Source organism: Companilactobacillus kimchiensis, assembly GCF_001438805.1.
GTDB lineage: Bacteria > Bacillota > Bacilli > Lactobacillales > Lactobacillaceae > Companilactobacillus > Companilactobacillus kimchiensis.
In genome coordinates, this window is the sequence record NZ_JQCF01000037.1 from 1 (window position 1) to 17959 (window position 17959).

At 37.0% G+C, this 17959-nt stretch carries 22 protein-coding genes; 21 read left to right on the forward strand and 1 reads right to left on the reverse strand.

Annotation, left to right across the window (positions count from 1 at the left end):
- Nucleotides 1-378 precede the first annotated feature (378 nt).
- Nucleotides 379-1722 (reverse strand): Mur ligase family protein, encoded by a 1344-nt coding sequence (locus tag IV57_RS11930; protein WP_057881747.1) that lies wholly within the window; start codon nt 1720-1722, stop codon nt 379-381.
- A 153-nt stretch (nt 1723-1875) separates the two neighbouring features.
- On the opposite strand from IV57_RS11930, the gene IV57_RS11935 reads away from it, so the two are divergent.
- From IV57_RS11935 to IV57_RS12035, 21 genes are all read left to right on the forward strand, one after another.
- Nucleotides 1876-2457, forward strand: a complete 582-nt coding sequence (locus tag IV57_RS11935) for a thymidine kinase (protein ID WP_057881748.1) — start codon at nt 1876-1878, stop codon at nt 2455-2457.
- 21 nt (nt 2458-2478) lie between these two features.
- A complete protein-coding gene (prfA, locus tag IV57_RS11940; RefSeq protein WP_057881749.1) occupies nt 2479-3576 on the forward strand; it encodes a peptide chain release factor 1 in 1098 nt (365 codons plus the stop codon).
- A complete protein-coding gene (gene prmC / locus IV57_RS11945) occupies nt 3521-4402 on the forward strand; it encodes a peptide chain release factor N(5)-glutamine methyltransferase (protein WP_083488975.1) in 882 nt (293 codons plus the stop codon). Before prfA ends, prmC begins: the two co-directional genes overlap by 56 nt.
- Nucleotides 4403-4404: 2 nt before the next feature.
- Nucleotides 4405-5415: an L-threonylcarbamoyladenylate synthase gene (locus IV57_RS11950; protein WP_057881751.1), complete on the forward strand. Its 1011-nt coding sequence runs from the start codon at nt 4405-4407 to the stop codon at nt 5413-5415.
- Between the two features lie 11 nt (nt 5416-5426).
- Nucleotides 5427-6056 carry a uracil phosphoribosyltransferase gene (gene upp, locus IV57_RS11955; RefSeq protein WP_041500850.1) on the forward strand — a complete coding sequence of 210 codons (630 nt, stop codon included), beginning with the start codon at nt 5427-5429 and terminating at the stop codon, nt 6054-6056.
- 87 nt (nt 6057-6143) lie between these two features.
- Complete coding sequence (atpB, locus tag IV57_RS11960) at nt 6144-6854, forward strand: F0F1 ATP synthase subunit A (RefSeq protein ID WP_057881752.1); 711 nt, start codon at nt 6144-6146, stop codon at nt 6852-6854.
- 23 nt (nt 6855-6877) lie between these two features.
- Nucleotides 6878-7090: a F0F1 ATP synthase subunit C gene (gene atpE, locus IV57_RS11965; protein ID WP_010020175.1), complete on the forward strand. Its 213-nt coding sequence runs from the start codon at nt 6878-6880 to the stop codon at nt 7088-7090.
- A gap of 80 nt (nt 7091-7170) precedes the next feature.
- Complete coding sequence (atpF, locus tag IV57_RS11970) at nt 7171-7692, forward strand: F0F1 ATP synthase subunit B (RefSeq protein WP_420806331.1); 522 nt, start codon at nt 7171-7173, stop codon at nt 7690-7692.
- Nucleotides 7679-8227 (forward strand): ATP synthase F1 subunit delta, encoded by a 549-nt coding sequence (gene atpH / locus IV57_RS11975; RefSeq protein WP_057881753.1) that lies wholly within the window; start codon nt 7679-7681, stop codon nt 8225-8227. Before atpF ends, atpH begins: the two co-directional genes overlap by 14 nt.
- A 15-nt stretch (nt 8228-8242) precedes the next feature.
- A complete protein-coding gene (gene atpA, locus IV57_RS11980; protein WP_057881754.1) occupies nt 8243-9772 on the forward strand; it encodes a F0F1 ATP synthase subunit alpha in 1530 nt (509 codons plus the stop codon).
- Between the two features lie 17 nt (nt 9773-9789).
- Nucleotides 9790-10707 (forward strand): F0F1 ATP synthase subunit gamma, encoded by a 918-nt coding sequence (locus tag IV57_RS11985; protein ID WP_057881755.1) that lies wholly within the window; start codon nt 9790-9792, stop codon nt 10705-10707.
- A gap of 20 nt (nt 10708-10727) precedes the next feature.
- Nucleotides 10728-12179 (forward strand): F0F1 ATP synthase subunit beta, encoded by a 1452-nt coding sequence (atpD, locus tag IV57_RS11990; RefSeq protein ID WP_057881756.1) that lies wholly within the window; start codon nt 10728-10730, stop codon nt 12177-12179.
- A 17-nt stretch (nt 12180-12196) separates the two neighbouring features.
- Nucleotides 12197-12628 (forward strand): F0F1 ATP synthase subunit epsilon, encoded by a 432-nt coding sequence (locus IV57_RS11995; RefSeq protein WP_057881757.1) that lies wholly within the window; start codon nt 12197-12199, stop codon nt 12626-12628.
- 361 nt (nt 12629-12989) lie between these two features.
- Complete coding sequence (locus IV57_RS12000; protein WP_057881758.1) at nt 12990-13223, forward strand: DUF1146 family protein; 234 nt, start codon at nt 12990-12992, stop codon at nt 13221-13223.
- A 25-nt stretch (nt 13224-13248) separates the two neighbouring features.
- Nucleotides 13249-14571, forward strand: a complete 1323-nt coding sequence (gene murA, locus IV57_RS12005) for a UDP-N-acetylglucosamine 1-carboxyvinyltransferase (protein ID WP_057881759.1) — start codon at nt 13249-13251, stop codon at nt 14569-14571.
- 105 nt (nt 14572-14676) lie between these two features.
- The gene (gene mreB, locus IV57_RS12010) at nt 14677-15666 is read left to right on the forward strand and encodes a rod shape-determining protein (RefSeq protein ID WP_057881760.1); all 990 of its coding nucleotides are present in this window, start codon (nt 14677-14679) and stop codon (nt 15664-15666) included.
- Between the two features lie 8 nt (nt 15667-15674).
- Nucleotides 15675-15857 carry a DNA-directed RNA polymerase subunit beta gene (locus IV57_RS12015; protein ID WP_057881761.1) on the forward strand — a complete coding sequence of 61 codons (183 nt, stop codon included), beginning with the start codon at nt 15675-15677 and terminating at the stop codon, nt 15855-15857.
- Between the two features lies 1 nt (nt 15858).
- The gene (gene yidD, locus IV57_RS12020; RefSeq protein ID WP_057881762.1) at nt 15859-16152 is read left to right on the forward strand and encodes a membrane protein insertion efficiency factor YidD; all 294 of its coding nucleotides are present in this window, start codon (nt 15859-15861) and stop codon (nt 16150-16152) included.
- 10 nt (nt 16153-16162) lie between these two features.
- Complete coding sequence (locus IV57_RS12025) at nt 16163-16384, forward strand: DUF2969 family protein (RefSeq protein ID WP_057881763.1); 222 nt, start codon at nt 16163-16165, stop codon at nt 16382-16384.
- An 11-nt stretch (nt 16385-16395) separates the two neighbouring features.
- Nucleotides 16396-17598 (forward strand): FtsW/RodA/SpoVE family cell cycle protein, encoded by a 1203-nt coding sequence (locus IV57_RS12030; RefSeq protein WP_057881764.1) that lies wholly within the window; start codon nt 16396-16398, stop codon nt 17596-17598.
- An 8-nt stretch (nt 17599-17606) separates the two neighbouring features.
- Nucleotides 17607-17903 carry a glycine cleavage system H family protein gene (locus IV57_RS12035; RefSeq protein ID WP_057881765.1) on the forward strand — a complete coding sequence of 99 codons (297 nt, stop codon included), beginning with the start codon at nt 17607-17609 and terminating at the stop codon, nt 17901-17903.
- Nucleotides 17904-17959: the final 56 nt, after the last annotated feature.

A 17959-nucleotide genomic window follows, 5' to 3' on the forward strand; every position in this document is an offset into this window, starting at 1 on the left:
CGGTAATTAAAAATTACCTCCTACTCGATTAACCAAACGTAAGAAAGAACCCTATTTCAGTTAATAAGGATATTTTTTACTTTAAAAATATTATCCGCAACAAAAATTTTAGGTCAAATCAGTTTTAACTAACCAATCAATCAAAGGGTTATCTAGTCTGAAGTAAAAATTGGGAATAGGCTCAGCTGCGACATTATCCTTAGTCAGCGTACCCTGGAGGCTTAGGATAAGATCAATCTTCAAGACAACCGGGCTTTGGTTGGCCCGAAGGTGGTCCGCAGCGTTCCAGCCTATTCCCGATTTTTACGGANCTAAATAATACTTTCGATTTAACCAATCATAAGTGAAAAATAAAAAAGACAGCCAATTGGCTGCCCTTTATTTTTGTTTAATATATCCTTTGTCACCAAGAACTTTACGAAGTCCAGTCATAGCTGTATATGTTGCAAGAACATAAATTTTATTAGTGGGGATTTGAGCAATTTGTTTAACAAAATCTTCAATTTCAACAGTTTCGATATTCTTTTTCATATCTAAACCAGCAATTTTGAAACGATAAGTAACATCTTTAACTCGTTTACCACCGGTGATAACTAGTGGAATCTTATCATAATCAAAATCCTCGAAGTTAGCGTCCCAAATCCAACTAGTATCGATACCGTCAGCATAATTAGCGTTCAATAGGAAGGCTAGTGAGTATGGATCTTTATCACTTAATACGGTTTCGATAACTTGATTTAATCCAACCGGATTTTTAACAAGGATGATATTGACGTCCTTACCATCAACCGTGATAGTTTCTTGACGTCCAAAGACTTTTTCATCATAAGCAAAGGCTTTTTGCATCTGTTCAATACTGATACCCATTTCTGAAGCAATTGCATAGGCAGCCAAGGCGTTATAAACATTGTATTTACCACCAATATTCATTGTAAATTCATGACCATCGATTTCAAAAACAGTTTTATTAGGTAGCAGAGTTGAAATATTAGTTACTTGATACTTCAATTCACTACGTTTGAAACCACAGTTAGGGCAGAAGTAACTACCCAGGTTGGCATAGGAGATCATATGATAATGCAAAATGTGATTACAGTTAGGACAAAGTACACCATCAGTATTAGTTGGTGCTTTGAAATCCTCGGTTTCATGTCCTTGGTCAGAGAAACCATAAGAGATCACTTTATTAGGTAATTTCTTCGAAGCAAAGATAGCTGCATCACCATTGGCAATAATCGTAGCCTCAGGAGCCAGTTTGATACCATCAAGGATTTTTTGGTAGGTTGTATAAATTTCGCCATAACGATCCATTTGATCACGGAAAATATTAGTTAGGACAAAATATTTTGGTTTGATATAACTACAAATGATTGGGACATTAGCTTCATCAACTTCTAAAACGGCTACGGGACGTTTGCTAGTCTTGTGATGAGTAACGAAACTAGTAACGATTCCTTGAACCATATTTGAACCAGTTGGATTAGTCAAAACATCGTCATATTTTTGAATCAACATTTTATTGATCAAAGATGTTGTCAAAGTTTTACCATTAGTACCAGTAACGACGATTAAATCGTAATCACGACCAAGACTCTTTAAAATGTCAGGATCAATCTTATAAGCAATTTTTCCGGGATATGAAGAACCACCATTGAAAAATTTGCTCAAAATAAAGTAAGATGTTTTTCCTGTTAATGTTGCGATACCTGCTTTGAATGTCATTAATAAAAACCCCAAATTGAATTAATTAAAATAATATTATCACACCTAGGACACATTTTAGCTGATTTTGTTCGAAATTGGGAAATGTTTGCTGTGTTCAAGCGCGTGTTTTTTCGTTATAATCTTGAAGGACATATTTTTGGAGGCGTAAATTTGGCTCAATTATTTTTTAAATATGGTGCTATGAATAGTGGGAAATCGATTGAGATTTTGAAAGTAGCGCATAATTATGAAGAACAAGGTAAATCTGTTGTTCTGATGACTAGTATTTTGGACACCCGTTCTGGTTTTGGAAAGATACAAAGTCGGATGGGTTTAACACGTAAAGCAATTCCTTTGCAAGATGGTTCTGATGTTTACGAAATTGTTAAGACTCAAAACCCTGATGCTGCTTGTGTTTTGATCGATGAATGTGAATTCATGACCAAAGACCAGGTATTGCAAGCAACTAGAGTTGTTGATGATTTGGGAATTCCTGTAATGGCCTTTGGCTTGAAGAATGATTTTAAAAATGAGTTATTCGAAGGAACCAAATATTTATTACTTTACGCTGATAAGCTAGAAGAAATGAAGACTATTTGCTGGTTCTGTAAGAAAAAAGCTACAATGAATATGCGTGTTGTTGACAATAAGCCGGTTTATACTGGTGAGCAAGTTGCAATTGGTGGGAATGAAATGTATTATCCCGTTTGCCGTCGTCACTATAATCATCCTCCAGTGATTAATAATAAATAAATAGAAGAAGGAGTTGTTAAGTTGGATAAAATATTTGATCAACTAGAAACCTTGCTTGAAAGATACCAAGAACTTCAAGAACTTATGAGTGATCCTGAAGTTATCAATGATACGAAACGTTATATGGCCTATTCAAAAGAAGAAGCTGATATGCGTGACGTGGTTGCTGCCTTCAAGCGTTATAAGGAATTAAAACAAAGTATCAGTGATAGCGATGAAATTATGCGAGAAACTGATGATGCAGAAATGCAAGCTATGGCAAAAGATGAGATGGAGGCTTCTAAGAAGGAACTAGATGAGATCGAACATAAGATCACACTCTTGATGCTTCCTAAGGATCCTAACGATGATAAGAATATTATCATGGAAATTCGTGGAGCTGCTGGTGGTGACGAAGCTAGTTTGTTCGCTGCTGATTTGTTAACTATGTACAGTAAGTATGCTGAAAAGCAAGGCTGGACTTTTGATATCGTTGATGAAACTGACACTGAAGTTGGTGGATACAAAGATGTTGCCGTTATGATAACTGGTGACAGTGTTTATTCTAAATTGAAGTATGAGAATGGAGCTCACCGTGTTCAACGAATTCCATCTACTGAATCCCAAGGGCGTGTTCACACTTCAACTGCAACTGTTGCCGTTATGCCTGAATATGATGAAGTTGATTTTGATATCGATCCTAAAGACATTCGGACTGATGTTTATCGTTCATCTGGTGCTGGTGGTCAACATATTAATAAAACCTCATCAGCTGTACGTATGACCCATTTACCAACTGGTATTGTAGTTGCTATGCAAGATCAACGTTCACAACAACAAAACCGTCAAAAAGCGATGCAAATCTTAAAGTCACGTGTCTATGATTATTATGAATCAGAAAACCAAAGTGAATATGATGAACAACGTAAGTCAGCGGTTGGTACAGGTGACCGTTCCGAACGTATTAGAACTTACAACTATCCTCAAAACCGAGTTACTGATCATCGAATTGGTCTATCTTTAAATAAATTAGACCGTATTATGAATGGTGAACTTGAAGAAATAATTTCTGCATTGATCGTTCATGATCAAGCACAAAAGTTGGAGCAAATTCAAAGTGGAGAAGCTAAGTTATTCTAACGCCCTGAAAGGGGCTTTTTCTATGTTAAAAGCGCAGGATAAGTTTCCAGAAGATGCACAGTATTTAATGGAAGAATTAAGCGGATTCAATTATACAAAATTACAACTTCATCGAAATGATTATGTTCCGGTTGATATTATGCGTAAATTCCGTGACGGACTAGCCCGATTAATGATGGATGAGCCAGTACAGTATATTTTAGGATATGCATATTTCATGGATCGAAACTTTTCAGTTAATGAGAATGTACTTATTCCTAGACAAGATACTGAAGAAATGGTTCAAAAAATTATTGATGATCACGGAGAAACTCAAAAGAGTATTTGTGATATTGGAACTGGTTCCGGCATCATTGCGATAACTTTAGGCTTAAGTTTCCCTAATGATGAAATTTTGGCGACAGATATTTCTGAAGATGCTCTTCAGGTAGCTGAACTTAATTCCGAAAATTACCAAACAAATAATATCTTCTTTAAACAGAGTGACTTGTTTCAAAACATAGAACAACAAAAATTTGATATCATTGTTTCTAATCCTCCATATATTGCTGAGGATGAAAAAAAGGATATGGACGTTAGTGTTATTAAATATGAACCGGATTTGGCTTTATATGGTCAAGATAATGGTTTAGAATTTTATGAGAATATCACGCAGAAGATACAAAATTATCTTTCTGAAGACGGTATTTTGTATATGGAATTCGGTTTTCGACAAAAAAATGCAATAAAACAGATTTTTTGTGATAATCTCCCCAATTATGTTGTAGAATTTCATAAAGATATAAGTGGGAATTACCGATATCTAAAAGCTAAAAAGGAGATGTAGTATTGGAAACTGAGATACTCAAGAGTACACAGATTCAAGAAGCTGCAGCTTTCTTAGCCAAAGGACAATTAGTTGCTTTTCCAACTGAAACTGTCTATGGCTTAGGAGCTGACGCAACCAGACCTGATGTAGTCAAAGATGTCTATGCTGCCAAGGGACGTCCAAGTGATAATCCTTTGATCGTGCATGTTTCTAGTCCAGAGATGGTTTGGGAATATGCTGACAACAGCTATAAACCATTGGCAGAAAAGCTGATGAATGCGTTTTGGCCAGGTCCATTAACGATTATTATGCCGATTCAACCAGGTAAGCTTTCAACCGCCGTTACCGGTGGTCTAACGACTGCTGCCTTTCGGATGCCTAATAATCAGGCAACTTTGGATCTTATCAAAACTTTTGGCAAACCAATTGTTGGTCCATCGGCTAATACCAGTGGTAAACCTAGTCCGACTTTAGCAAAACATGTTTATCATGATCTACATGGTAAGATTGCGGCTATTTTAGATGATGGTCCAACTAAACTTGGGGTTGAGTCAACAGTGATCGATTTGTCGGTAGAAATACCAACAATTTTGAGACCAGGGATGATTACTTCAGACGATTTATTGAAAGTTATCGATAATGTTAACAGTGACCATCATAAAGTTTCCGCAGGAGAAGTTCCAAAGGCACCAGGAATGAAATATAAGCATTATGCACCAAGTGCTCAGGTCATCATTGTCGATGATGTTGACGATTTTAAACAAGCGATTGCAGAGTATGCGGCTAAAGATGTCTCATTGGGAGTTATGGCGACTGATGAAATCTTGAAAGAAGTACCTAATAACATGAAAACTTTTTCATTAGGAAAAGATGTCATTAGTGCTTCAAGAGATTTGTTTGCCGGATTACGTCAATTAGACAGTGATCATGTGCAATACATCCTCGCTCAAGGATTCCCAGATGTCGGTCATGGTGCTGCATATAGTAATCGGATTAATAAATCAGCAGGAAATACACATTATAAAAACTAAGGAGATACAAAATGTCTAAATTTACAGTTCTAAATCACCCATTGATTCAACACAAATTAACTATCATCAGAAACAAACACACTGGTACTAAGGTATTCCGTGAAGTTGCTAATGAAATTGGTGAATTGATGGTTTACGAAATTACTCGTGATCTTCCTTTGAAAGACGTTGAAGTTGAAACACCAATGGGTAAATCAACTCAAAAGGTCCTTGCTGGTAAGAAACTAGCTGTTATTCCTATCTTACGTGCCGGACTTGGTATGGTTGATGGTGTGCTTGAATTAATTCCTGCTGCTAAAGTTGGTCATATCGGTATGTACCGTGATGAAAAAACTTTGAAACCACATGAATACTTTGTCAAGCTTCCAAGTGATATTGACCAACGTGAGTTATTCATCGTTGATCCAATGTTGGCTACTGGTGGTTCAGCTAACATGGCTATCGAAGCTCTTAAAAAACGTGGTGCTAAGCATATGCGTTTAGTTGTTTTAGTAGCTGCTCCTGAAGGTGTCAAAGCTGTTCAAGACGCTCATCCTGACGTTGATATCTATGCTGCATCACTCGATGAAAAAATTACTGACAGTGGCTATATCTTCCCAGGATTAGGCGATGCTGGTGACAGATTGTTTGGGACAAAATAACAATTTCATTGTTTGAATATATAAAATTTAGTGTTATTATTTTGTGGTATCAATTGTTTTCAATAAGCGAAGAAAGGAGGGTTATTATTGGACGATAAGTATAAGTTTATTGATTTCTTAGGCTTAAGATTCAATGTTGCAAATGACTTGTCAGTTCTTGTCTCTGCAGTCCTCGTTTTCATTTTGGTGTTTACATTATCACGTAAGATCACGATGAGACCAGGCAAAGCACAGAATGTACTCGAATGGATGATTGACTTTACTAATAGTATAGTCAAGTCGGCAATGCCAGATGGGTCAGGTAAACAATTCAACCTTTATGCGTTTGTGTTATTCCTATTTATTTTCGTATCTAACCAATTAGGATTAATTTTCCAACTAAAGGTTGGCGGTTTCACATATGTAAAGTCACCAACATCTAACCCATTGATTACAATGGGACTTGCAACAATTTCATTGTTGCTTTCACATTACTATGCTGTGAAGAAATTTGGATTCGGCGGCTATATATCTAACTATGCGAGACCGGTAAAGTTTTTACTACCAATTAACCTTCTGGAAGAATTTACCAACTTCCTAACATTGTCACTACGTCTTTACGGTAATATATTTGCCGGTGAAGTACTTCTTGCACTTATTGGAACTGTTGCAAAAAGTTTTGGCGCTGTGACATTCGTTGCAGCAATACCATTAGCCATGGTATGGCAAGGCTTTTCTGTCTTTATTGGAGCCATCCAAGCGTATGTATTTACCACATTATCTATGGTATATATTTCACGTAAACTGGAACAAGAATAACTTTTATTGGAGGATTTTAAATTATGAAGGATATTGCGGCAGCTCTTGCAGCTGGTATCGCTGCTCTTGGAGCATCAATCGGTAACGGACTTGTTATTTCTAAAACACTTGAAGGAATGGCCCGTCAACCAGAAGTAGCCGATAAGTTAAGAGGAACAATGTTCATCGGTGTTGGTCTTATCGAAGCTGTTCCTATCATTGCCATCGCTATTGCGTTCGTTATTCTTTTCGTTTAATACATACAACCAGAAACTTGGCGATATAAAATAATCGCCTTTTTATGTTGATGTGTTTATAAGAAGGGAAGGAGTGAAGAATATTGGCAGGTTTATTAGTTCTCGGAGCTAATCAAGTAGCTTTGGGTGACATGCTTTTCATTCTTGTTTCTTTCATCGTTTTAGCACTATTAGTCAAGCATTTTGCTTGGGGTCCTGTTACAAAGATGATGGACGCCAGATCTGAGAAGATTACTGGTGATCTGGACTATGCGGATCAGGAACGTTCACGTGCTGAAAAGTTGGCAAAAGAACGTGAAGATGCTCTTAAGAGTTCACGTGCTGAAGCAGTGGAAATTGTTAGTAAAGCTAAGGAAAGCGGTGAGACTCAAAAGAAGTCTATCGTATCCGATGCTCATAGCGAAGCTGAAGAAGTAAGACAAAGAGCAAAATCTGATGCAGCTAAGGCTAAAGAAGATGCTATGGCAGGCGCACAAAATGACATAGCTAATCTTTCTTTGGAAATTGCTTCTAAAGTTATTTCTAAAGAGCTTAATGCAGATGATCAAAAGTCACTTATCGACTCTTATATTAAGGAGTTGACGGTTAATGAAGCTAAGTAAAGAACAAGTGGGAAAGCGTTACAGTAAGGCACTTTACGAAGTTGCCGAAGAACAAAAATCCGTAGATGAAATGCTTGAAGATTTAAAATCTTTGAAAAAAGTCTATGAAGAAAATCCTAGCTTGAGTTTTGCTCTTGCAGGACGTTCTATTTCTCGCACTGAAAAGCTAAAGATTTTAGATACATTAAAGAACCAATTTGGTGAATTAATGCAGGATTTTCTAAGCCTAGTTTTCGATAATAATCGTATGGATTGTATCATCGAAATTGCCGATGCTTTCATCAAGAAATATGATGAAGTAAATGGTATTGTAGAAGCTACAGTTACTACGACTGTTGATTTGGATGAAGCTCAGGCAAGTAATCTAGAATCTGTAATTAAAAAGAGATTTTCAGTAAATAAAGTAAATTTAACGAAAATAGTCGATTCAACTATCATTGGTGGCGTTATAATCCGCGTAGGAGATCAAGTTGTTGATGGTAGTGTTGTTAAGAGATTTAACGACATTAAGAAGACTCTATTGGTTAATAATTAAGTCGAGGTGAAAAGAATGAGCATCAAAACTGAAGAGATTAGTTCGCTGATCAAAGAACAGTTAAAGAACTATAAAAATGAACTCTCAGTTGATGAAGTAGGTACAGTTACATACGTCGGTGATGGTATTGCTCGTGCTAATGGCCTTGAAAATGCTATGGCTAGTGAATTACTAGAATTCCAAGGCGGTACTTTTGGTGTAGCTAAAAACCTTGAAAGTGATGAAGTAGGTATCATCATTCTTGGTAATTACGATAAGATCCGTGAAGGCGACACTGTTAAAAGAACAGGCCGTATCATGGAAGTTCCCGTTGGGGAAGCAATGATTGGTCGTGTCGTAAATGCCTTGGGTCAACCTGTAGACGGTCTGGGAGAAGTTAAAACAGACAAAACAAGACCTATTGAATCACCTGCACCTGGCGTTATGCAACGTAAGTCAGTTTTCGAACCCCTTCAAACAGGTTTGAAATCAGTCGACGCACTTGTTCCTATTGGTCGTGGTCAACGTGAGTTGATCATTGGTGACCGTAAGACTGGTAAAACTTCAATCGCTATTGATACAATTTTGAATCAAAAAGACCAAGACATGATTTGTATTTATGTCGCTATTGGTCAAAAGGAATCAACAATTAGAGCCCAAGTTGAAACCTTAAGAAAGCATGGCGCAATGGATTATACTATCGTTGTTGAAGCTGGTCCAAGTCAACCAGCACCTATGCTTTACTTTGCACCATATGCTGGTGCTGCTATGGGTGAATACTTTATGTATAATGGCAAGCATGTTTTGATCGTCTATGATGATTTGAGCAAGCAAGCTAATGCTTATCGTGAAATATCACTATTGCTAAGGACACCACCTGGGCGTGAAGCATATCCTGGTGATGTGTTCTACTTGCATTCACGTTTACTAGAACGTGCTGCTAAGTTGAGTGACGATTTAGGTGGTGGTTCAATGACCGCTTTACCTATCGTTGAAACACAAGCCGGTGATGTGTCTGCCTACATTCCAACTAACGTTATTTCTATCACTGATGGACAGATTTTCTTGAGTAGTGATCTATTCCACTCTGGTACACGTCCAGCTATTGATGCTGGTACATCTGTATCTCGTGTTGGTGGGGATGCTCAAATTAAAGCTATGAAGAAAGTTGCTGGTACTTTACGTCTAGATCTTTCTTCATATCGTGAATTGGAATCATTTGCTCAATTTGGTTCTGATCTTGATGAAGCTACAAAGGCAAAACTAGACCGTGGTCGTCGTACTGTTGAAGTTCTAAAACAACCTGTACATTCCCCAGTTGCTGTTCAAAAACAAGTTTTGATTTTGTTTGCTTTGACAAGAGGATTCTTGGATAAGATTGAAGTTGAAGATATTAAAGAATTTGAAACTTCACTTTCTGAATATTTCGATGCAAACCATCCAGATCTTTTACAAACAATCAAAGATAAAGGTACATTACCTGACGAAGACCAATTTAAGTCTGCCGTAAATGAATTTACAGAAAACTTCTTGGCTTCTAAGTCAGATAGCAAGCAAACAAAATAATACAGGAGGTTTAAATTATGGCTGAATCCCTTATGGATATTAAGAGAAGAATTTCTTCTACTAAGAAAACCGGTCAAATAACAAGAGCCATGCAAATGGTATCTGGTGCTAAACTCTCTCGTATTGAAAAGAAATCTATTGCTTATCAATTGTACGCAAAAAAAGTTGAAGATATTGTTAGACATTTAACGGCGGCTGATGTGTTCAAAGAATTATCAATTGCTGATGATTCCACTGATCCGTTGAGTTTAAACAGTCTTCTCAAGGTTCGTGAAGTCAAGAAGACCGCTTACGTTGTTATTACAAGTGACCGTGGTCTTGTTGGTGGATATAATAGTAATATCTTAAAAGCCATGATGGATCTTTTTCAAAAGAAATATAATGGTGACAAGAGTAAATTTACTATCATTTCTTTAGGTGCTACTGGTACAGAATTCTTCAAGTCTCGAGGTTTTGACGTATCTTACGAATATCGTGGTTTACCTGATATTCCGACAGTTACTGATATCACTCCAATCATGAAGACGATTTTGCAAATGTATCAAGCAGAATTGTTTGATGAAATTGATATTTGTCATAATCATCATGTTAATTCATTGGTTTCAGAATTTACTAATGACAAGTTATTGCCATTAACAGAACCTGATGATGTGACTGATGAAGAACAAGAAGTTGCTACTGAGTACATCACTGAACCAAACCCTAAAGCCGTTTTGTCCGCAATTGTGCCTCAATATATTGAGTGTTTAGTTTTAGGAGCAATGATGGATGCAAAAACAGCAGAGCATGCTGCTTCTGTTACAGCTATGAAGAGTGCGACCGATAATGCTGACGATCTTATTTCAAGTTTGTCATTACATTATAACCGTGCTCGTCAGGCTCAAATTACTACAGAGATCACTGAAATTATCGGTGGTGCTGCTGCACTTGAATAGTTTAGAAAGGAGCCAAATTAATGAGTAGCAAAGGTAAAGTTATTCAAGTAATCGGTCCAGTTGTCGATGTTGAATTTCCTTTAGACGGGAATTTGCCAGAAATTAACGATGCTCTAAAAGTTAAGAAAAATGACGGATCAGAGATTACTCTTGAAGTTGCTCTAGAATTAGGTGATGGTGCCTTGCGTGCCATTTCTATGAGTTCTACTGATGGACTTCAAAGAGGTGCTGAAGTTAATAACACTGCTGAACCAATTTCTGTACCAGTTGGTAAAGAAACATTGGGTCGTGTGTTTAACGTTTTAGGCGAATCAGTCGACGGAGGCAAAGCATTTCCTGCTGACTTCCCAAGAAACAGTATTCACCGTCAAGCACCTCCTTATGATCAATTAAATACATCTACTGAAATTCTTGAAACAGGTATCAAAGTTATTGATCTTCTCGAACCTTACGTTCGTGGTGGTAAAGTTGGTTTGTTCGGTGGTGCCGGTGTTGGTAAAACCGTTCTAATTCAAGAGTTGATTCATAATATCGCTGAAGAACATGGTGGTATTTCAGTATTTACTGGTGTTGGTGAAAGAACACGTGAAGGTAATGACCTTTATTATGAAATGAAGGAATCTGGTGTTCTTGCTAAAACAGCCATGGTTTATGGTCAAATGAACGAATCACCTGGTGCTCGTATGCGTGTTGCCCTAACAGGTTTGACAATTGCTGAGTACTTCCGTGATGTTGAAGGACAAGATGTTCTATTGTTTATTGATAACATCTTTAGATTTACCCAAGCTGGTTCAGAAGTTTCTGCCTTGCTTGGTCGTATGCCTTCAGCCGTTGGTTATCAACCAACATTGGCTACAGAAATGGGTCAATTGCAAGAAAGAATCACTTCTACTAAGAAGGGTTCAATTACTTCAATTCAAGCCGTTTATGTTCCTGCCGATGATTATACTGATCCTGCTCCTGCCACAACTTTCGCCCATTTGGATGCTACAACCAACTTGGAACGTAGTTTGACACAGCAAGGTATCTATCCAGCTGTTGATCCACTAGCTTCATCATCATCAGCTCTTGATCCTTCAATTATTGGTCAAGAACATTATGATGTTGCTACACAAGTTCAAGAAGTTCTTCAAAGATATCACGAACTTCAAGATATTATTTCTATCTTGGGTATGGATGAATTATCTGATGAAGAAAAAACTGTTGTTGCTCGTGCAAGACGTATTCAATTCTTCTTGTCACAAAACTTCAGTGTTGCTGAACAATTTACTGGTGTACCAGGTTCTTATGTTCCTGTTGCTGAAACAGTTAAAGATTTCCATGATATCTTAGATGGTAAATATGACGACGTTCCAGAAGATGCCTTTAATGGTGTTGGTGGAATTCAAGACGTTATAGATAAAGCTAAGAAAATGGGCTGGAAACCAGCTGATGGCCAAGATGACAATACTGCAGAAGCAGTTGCCAATTAACGATAGGAGGAAATAATATGGCTGAAAACATAGTGACGGTCAATATTGTTACTCCTGATGGTGTCGTTTATGATCATCATGCAAAACTCGTTATTTTGAGTACTATTGACGGTGAAATTGGTGTCATGGCTCACCATGCTCCAATTATTGCCCCATTAATCATTGATGAAGTTCGTGTCCGTCGTGTGGACAAACCCCATCATGAAGACTCAATCGCTGTAAATGGCGGGTTCTTGGAGTTTAGCAATGATCTAGTTTCAATCGTCGCTAATAGTGCCGAAAGAGCTAGAGACATTGATTTAAGACGTGCAGAGTATGCTAAAGAAAAGGCTGAAGAAACCATTAAAGTTGCTGAAGAGAAACATAATGTGGATGATTTGGCTCGTGCTCAAGTATCATTACGTAAAGCTGTAAACAGAATTAACGTAAGTGCACATAAAAATATCTAACAAAAAAGACTGAGGAGACTCGGTCTTTTTTGTTTGTATTTATTGATAGTGGTTCGGGGTTAAAAGGCTATAGAAATGGTATTAGGTTAAAAAAGTCAAAATGAAGGTGTAATAATAAGCTCTGTACAGATTGATGTGTATACTTAATTAGTACAGAGTCTTTTTAATTTACAGTGGAGATTGGAATTGGCTCAAAATTTCGTTCATATTTCTGTCGCCAAGTTTAGTGGAAGATGATATCTTTTTAACAATCAATATTAAAAAAATTCTTCTTGTGCAGTAGAATAGTTTAGGATATTTTAAGGCCATAACGACAATTTATTAAGAAAATGTTATTATTTAGAAAAGTGAGGTTTATAAAATGACAAATATCGGAATGAATGCCATAATTACGCTTATAAGTCATGTTATATTTATATGGATCAGTTTTAATGCATTGCAAGCGGTTGATTGGAAAAAGATATATAACAAATCCAATCCTAAAATGTTACAATTACTTGTAGCGTTTATTGCAATCGCTCTTGGTTATACAGTAAGCTCTTTTTTTATGAGCATTTTTAGTCTATCTCAAAATATAGCCTTGCTTTTTAAATGATTCCAGGTTTTTGGAGGAGAATATTGTGCAACAAATAATCGTAAATGGACCTACGCAATTAAAAGGAACTGTCAGAATTGAAGGTGCCAAAAATGCCGCTTTACCAATTTTGGCGACAACACTTTTAGCATCAAAAGGTAAGACATTTTTAACGAATATCCCTCCGTTATCGGATGTAATAACAATGTCTAAAGTTTTGAAAGCTTTGAACGCAGATGTTTCTTATGATGAAATTGATGAAGTATTAACAGTTGATACAAGTGCGGGGACAACTACAACTGCCCCAGAAGAATTAGTAGATAAAATGCGTGCTTCAATCGTTGTTTTAGGACCACTTTTGGCCAGAAACAAAGAAGCACATGTTGCAATGCCTGGTGGTTGTGCCATCGGATCTAGACCAATCGATTTACATATCAAGGGTCTAGAAGCCATGGGTGCTAAATTTACCCAAAACGGTGGTTATATTGATGCAACGACAAAAGGATTACATGGTGCCAATATTTACTTGGATTTCCCAAGTGTTGGTGCAACTCAAAATATTATGATGGCCGCTACTTTAGCCGATGGTGAAACAGTCATCGACAACGCCGCTAGAGAACCAGAAATCGTCGATCTTGCGAACGTTTTAGGTAAGATGGGTGCTGATGTCACTGGTGCAGGTACTAATACTGTTCGAATCATTGGTGTCCCTAGTTTACATGGTTGTGAACATTCAATTATGCAAGATAGAATTGAAGCAGGAACTTTTATGGTTGCTGCAGCTATTACTAACGGTGATATCTTTATTAAAGATGCCGTAGCTGCTCACAATCGTCCATTGATCTCTAAATTAATTGAAATGGGTGTTTCGATTGATGAAACTGATGAAGGAATTCGTGTTGTCGGCAGTAATCAATTAAAACCAGTTGATGTAAAGACTTTGCCACATCCTGGTTTTCCAACTGATATGCAAGCCCAAATGACTTTGGCTCAATTATTAAGTGTCGGAACAACCGTTATGACGGAAACTGTTTTTGAAAATAGATTCATGCATTTTCCAGAATTCGGTAAGATGAAAGCTGATTATAAGATCGAAGGTAATTCTGTAATTATGTTTGGTCCAGCTCAACTAAGTGGTGCTAATGTTGCTGCTACTGATTTACGTGCTGCTGCAGCACTAGTATTGGCAGGATTAGTTGCTGAGGGTGAAACAAGAGTTTCCAACCTTCAATATTTGGATCGTGGATATTATCATTTCACAGAAAAGTTAAGAAGTTTAGGTGCCAAGGTTAGACGTGTTTCCGTCGATGAATCTGGCAGAGAAAGTTTAGTACTAAATACAATATCAAGTGTTACCAAATTGGCTTAAAATTGACTTAAGGAAGTGGAAGTTCCACTTTCTTTTTTTATTGGCAATTTAATGATTCAGCTGGTTATGATATACTTCTTGTGTTTAGATTTTGGAGGATATAGTATGTCGAAATATCTAGGAATTGATTTGGGTACAGCAAATGTGCTTATTGATGTAAAAGGTGAAGGAATCGTTTTAAATGAACCTTCCGTTGTAGCAATTAATACAAATAATAATGATGTAGTAGCAGTTGGTAAAGACGCTTATATGATGGTTGGTAGAACACCAGCTAATATCAAAGCCATTCGTCCTTTAAAAGACGGTGTTATTGCTGATTTTGATATTACAGAAAAAATGCTTCAATATTTCATTGAAAAGTTGAATGTGGGAAGTCGTTTTTCTAAACCAACTATCATGATCTGTGCGCCAACTAATGTAACACCAGTTGAGCAGAAATCAATTATTGAAGCTGCCGAACAAGCTGGTGGCGGTAAAGTTTATCTTCAACTTGAACCTAAAGTTGCTGCTGTTGGTGCTGGACTTGATATCTTTAAACCACAAGGTAATATGGTTATTGATATCGGTGGTGGTACTAGTGATGTTGCGGTTATTTCAATGGGCGATATCGTTACTAGTCAATCATTACGTTTTGCTGGTGATAAGATGACTGGAGCTATTCAGGCTTATATCAAACAGAACCATAGTTTGATCATTGGTGAAAGAACTGCTGAACAAATTAAGATGGAAATTGGCTGTGTAATGGATGCAGATGAAAGCAAAACATTCTCAGCTAGTGGTATCGATATTGTCAGTGGTTTACCAAAGGAAATTACAACTAACGAAGTTGAAATCCAAGCAGCTTTAGCAGATGGCGTAGATCAGATTGTCAGCGCTGCTAAAAACGTTTTGGAACAAACACCTCCAGAACTATCAGGTGATATTATTGATCGTGGTATCATGCTTACAGGTGGTGGAGCATTATTGAAGAATCTTGATAAATTACTATCAGAGAAACTTCAAGTTCCAGTTTTATTGACTGACAGTCCATTAGATTCAGTTGCTTTGGGTACTGGTGTTTTGTTAGATCATATTGAAAAACATAAGAAATACTAGGATGAAAAATGAAAAGAGATTTTGGTAAAGAATATCGTCGTGATATTTTTAAAAAGATAGGTTGGGTACTATTGTTAATGCTGGCTTTCTTGATTTTGGGTATGTTGATTGGTTCAGCTTTGGGTGGATCAAATCCACTGGCCGTTCTTTGGCCCGGAACCTGGATGCATATGTTTGATTTTCTAAGGTAGTATGCTTAAGAAGATTTTAATTGGAGTCGTTCGACTCTATCAAAAATTTATTTCTCCAGTGTTACCACCTAGTTGTCGGTATTACCCAACGTGTTCGTCTTACTTTATAGATGCGGTCAAGAAACATGGTGGGATTTTGGGCACGATTATGGGAGTTGCACGTATTTTACGATGTAATCCCTTTGTTCGTGGTGGAGTCGATCCTGTGCCAGATAATTTCACCATTTTTAGAAATCCTCATCCAGAAAAATACGAAGATGAAATTATAGCAAATAAATTTCATAACAAAGAATAGGGAAGATTTAATGGCTAATAGAAAAAAATCAGTTGAAATCAGTTTGAAAGATATCAGTAGTGATCCCGAAACATATGAACTTTGGGATCGTAAAAAGTATATTGGAACAATCAAAAAGGATGGCGAACGTTACTTGTCATACGTTGAAAGTAATGAAACTCCTTTTAAATCAGTAAAATTGGACGATGCAATTAATGAGTTGCTAATGCAATACAACTTACATAATCATTAGCAGGTGTAAACATGCAAATAAGAGAAAACAGAAAACAAAATGATGTGGACTCAAGAATTGATTACGGGATTATTTTCTCAGTAATGATGTTGGCGATCATTGGCTTAATGTCTATTTACGTTGCGACAATTCAAGATTCACAGAATCCTTTAAAAAATGTTGTTTCACAAGTGGCTTGGTATGTTTTGGGAGCCATAATCATTGCAGTTATTATGCAATTTGATGCGGAACAATTGTGGCAAGTGGCTAATTACGCCTATTACGCTGGATTGGCGTTGCTGTTCTTGGTTCTGATTTTTTACAGTCGGGCCTATGCAGCAACAACCGGTGCTAAAAGTTGGTTTGCCATCGGTTCGTTTACTTTTCAACCGTCTGAAGTAATGAAACCGGCGTTTATCTTAATGCTGGGTAAAGTAATTACTAATCACAATAGTTCACACCAAGTTCATACAATTAAAAATGACTTTGCTTTATTAGGTAAATTATTTCTCTGGACGTTACCAGTGTTGGTACTTTTGAAACTACAGAATGATTTTGGTACTATTTTGGTTTTCGTAGCCATCCTTGGTGGGATGATCTTGGTCTCAGGGATCGATTGGCGCATTCTATTAACAGCGTTCCTACTTGTTGCTGTAGTTGGTGGGACTGCCTTATTGTTCGCTACAACGGACTGGGGACGACAGATTTTGGGTCACTTTGGTTTTAGATCGTATCAATTTGCTCGGATTGATAGTTGGTTGAATCCGTCAGCTGATACCTCTGAAAACGGATATCAGATTTGGCAGAATATGAAGGCAATTGGCTCAGGTAAGTTATTCGGTAAAGGGTTTAACGTTTCTAACGTCTACGTGCCAGTTCGTGAATCAGATATGATTTTCTCAGTTATTGGTGAAAACTTCGGTTTCATTGGTTCTTGTGTTCTGATCCTGTTGTATTTTCTTTTGATCTACCAAATGATCCAAGTAACTTTTGATACTAAGAATGAATTTTATGCTTATGTATCAACTGGTGTTATCATGATGATCTTGTTCCATGTTTTTGAAAACATTGGTATGAGTGTTGGTCTATTACCATTGACTGGTATTCCTTTGCCATTTATTTCTCAAGGTGGATCGGCTTTATTAGGTAATATGATTGGTATCGGTTTAGTTATGTCAATGAGATTCCATCATAAGAGTTATATGTTTGAAAATGGTACTTTTAAACAAAGGTAGGAAATATTATGAGTGATAAAGAAGAATACTTCTGGGTCAACAAGGGTAAAGATACAACACGTATAGGCTTAACCAAAGAAGCTCAAGAGGCTTTAGGTGACGTCAAATATGTAGAATTACCTGGTTTAAATACTGAAATCAAAAAAGGTGACTCTAGCGGTGAAATTGAGGCTCAAAAGGCCGTGGTTGAGCTAGAATCACCCGTTAGTGGGAAAATCGTTAAAGTGAACGATAAATTAAATGATAATCCTGAATTATTAAATGGTACCGAAAATGATGCATGGTTCTTTGAAGTAAATAATTAAATTTTTAAAATTTATCTTTTTATTGTTCGAAAATTACAAGAACAAGTTAGCCACTT

Bases quoted from the DNA above. Each gene is read 5' to 3' on its own strand.
- mreB (WP_057881760.1), top strand. From the start codon at position 14,677: ATGTCGAAATATCTAGGAATTGATTTGGGTACAGCAAATGTGCTTATT.
- atpE (WP_010020175.1), top strand. From the start codon at position 6,878: ATGAAGGATATTGCGGCAGCTCTTGCAGCTGGTATCGCTGCTCTTGGA.
- yidD (WP_057881762.1), top strand. From the start codon at position 15,859: ATGCTTAAGAAGATTTTAATTGGAGTCGTTCGACTCTATCAAAAATTT.
- atpD (WP_057881756.1), top strand. From the start codon at position 10,728: ATGAGTAGCAAAGGTAAAGTTATTCAAGTAATCGGTCCAGTTGTCGAT.
- IV57_RS11985 (WP_057881755.1), top strand. From the start codon at position 9,790: ATGGCTGAATCCCTTATGGATATTAAGAGAAGAATTTCTTCTACTAAG.
- upp (WP_041500850.1), top strand. From the start codon at position 5,427: ATGTCTAAATTTACAGTTCTAAATCACCCATTGATTCAACACAAATTA.
- prmC (WP_083488975.1), top strand. From the start codon at position 3,521: ATGATCAAGCACAAAAGTTGGAGCAAATTCAAAGTGGAGAAGCTAAGT.
- IV57_RS12035 (WP_057881765.1), top strand. From the start codon at position 17,607: ATGAGTGATAAAGAAGAATACTTCTGGGTCAACAAGGGTAAAGATACA.
- IV57_RS12025 (WP_057881763.1), top strand. From the start codon at position 16,163: ATGGCTAATAGAAAAAAATCAGTTGAAATCAGTTTGAAAGATATCAGT.
- IV57_RS12000 (WP_057881758.1), top strand. From the start codon at position 12,990: ATGACAAATATCGGAATGAATGCCATAATTACGCTTATAAGTCATGTT.
- IV57_RS11930 (WP_057881747.1), bottom strand. From the start codon at position 1,722: ATGACATTCAAAGCAGGTATCGCAACATTAACAGGAAAAACATCTTAC.
- atpH (WP_057881753.1), top strand. From the start codon at position 7,679: ATGAAGCTAAGTAAAGAACAAGTGGGAAAGCGTTACAGTAAGGCACTT.
- atpA (WP_057881754.1), top strand. From the start codon at position 8,243: ATGAGCATCAAAACTGAAGAGATTAGTTCGCTGATCAAAGAACAGTTA.
- IV57_RS11995 (WP_057881757.1), top strand. From the start codon at position 12,197: ATGGCTGAAAACATAGTGACGGTCAATATTGTTACTCCTGATGGTGTC.
- IV57_RS12015 (WP_057881761.1), top strand. From the start codon at position 15,675: ATGAAAAGAGATTTTGGTAAAGAATATCGTCGTGATATTTTTAAAAAG.
- IV57_RS12030 (WP_057881764.1), top strand. From the start codon at position 16,396: ATGCAAATAAGAGAAAACAGAAAACAAAATGATGTGGACTCAAGAATT.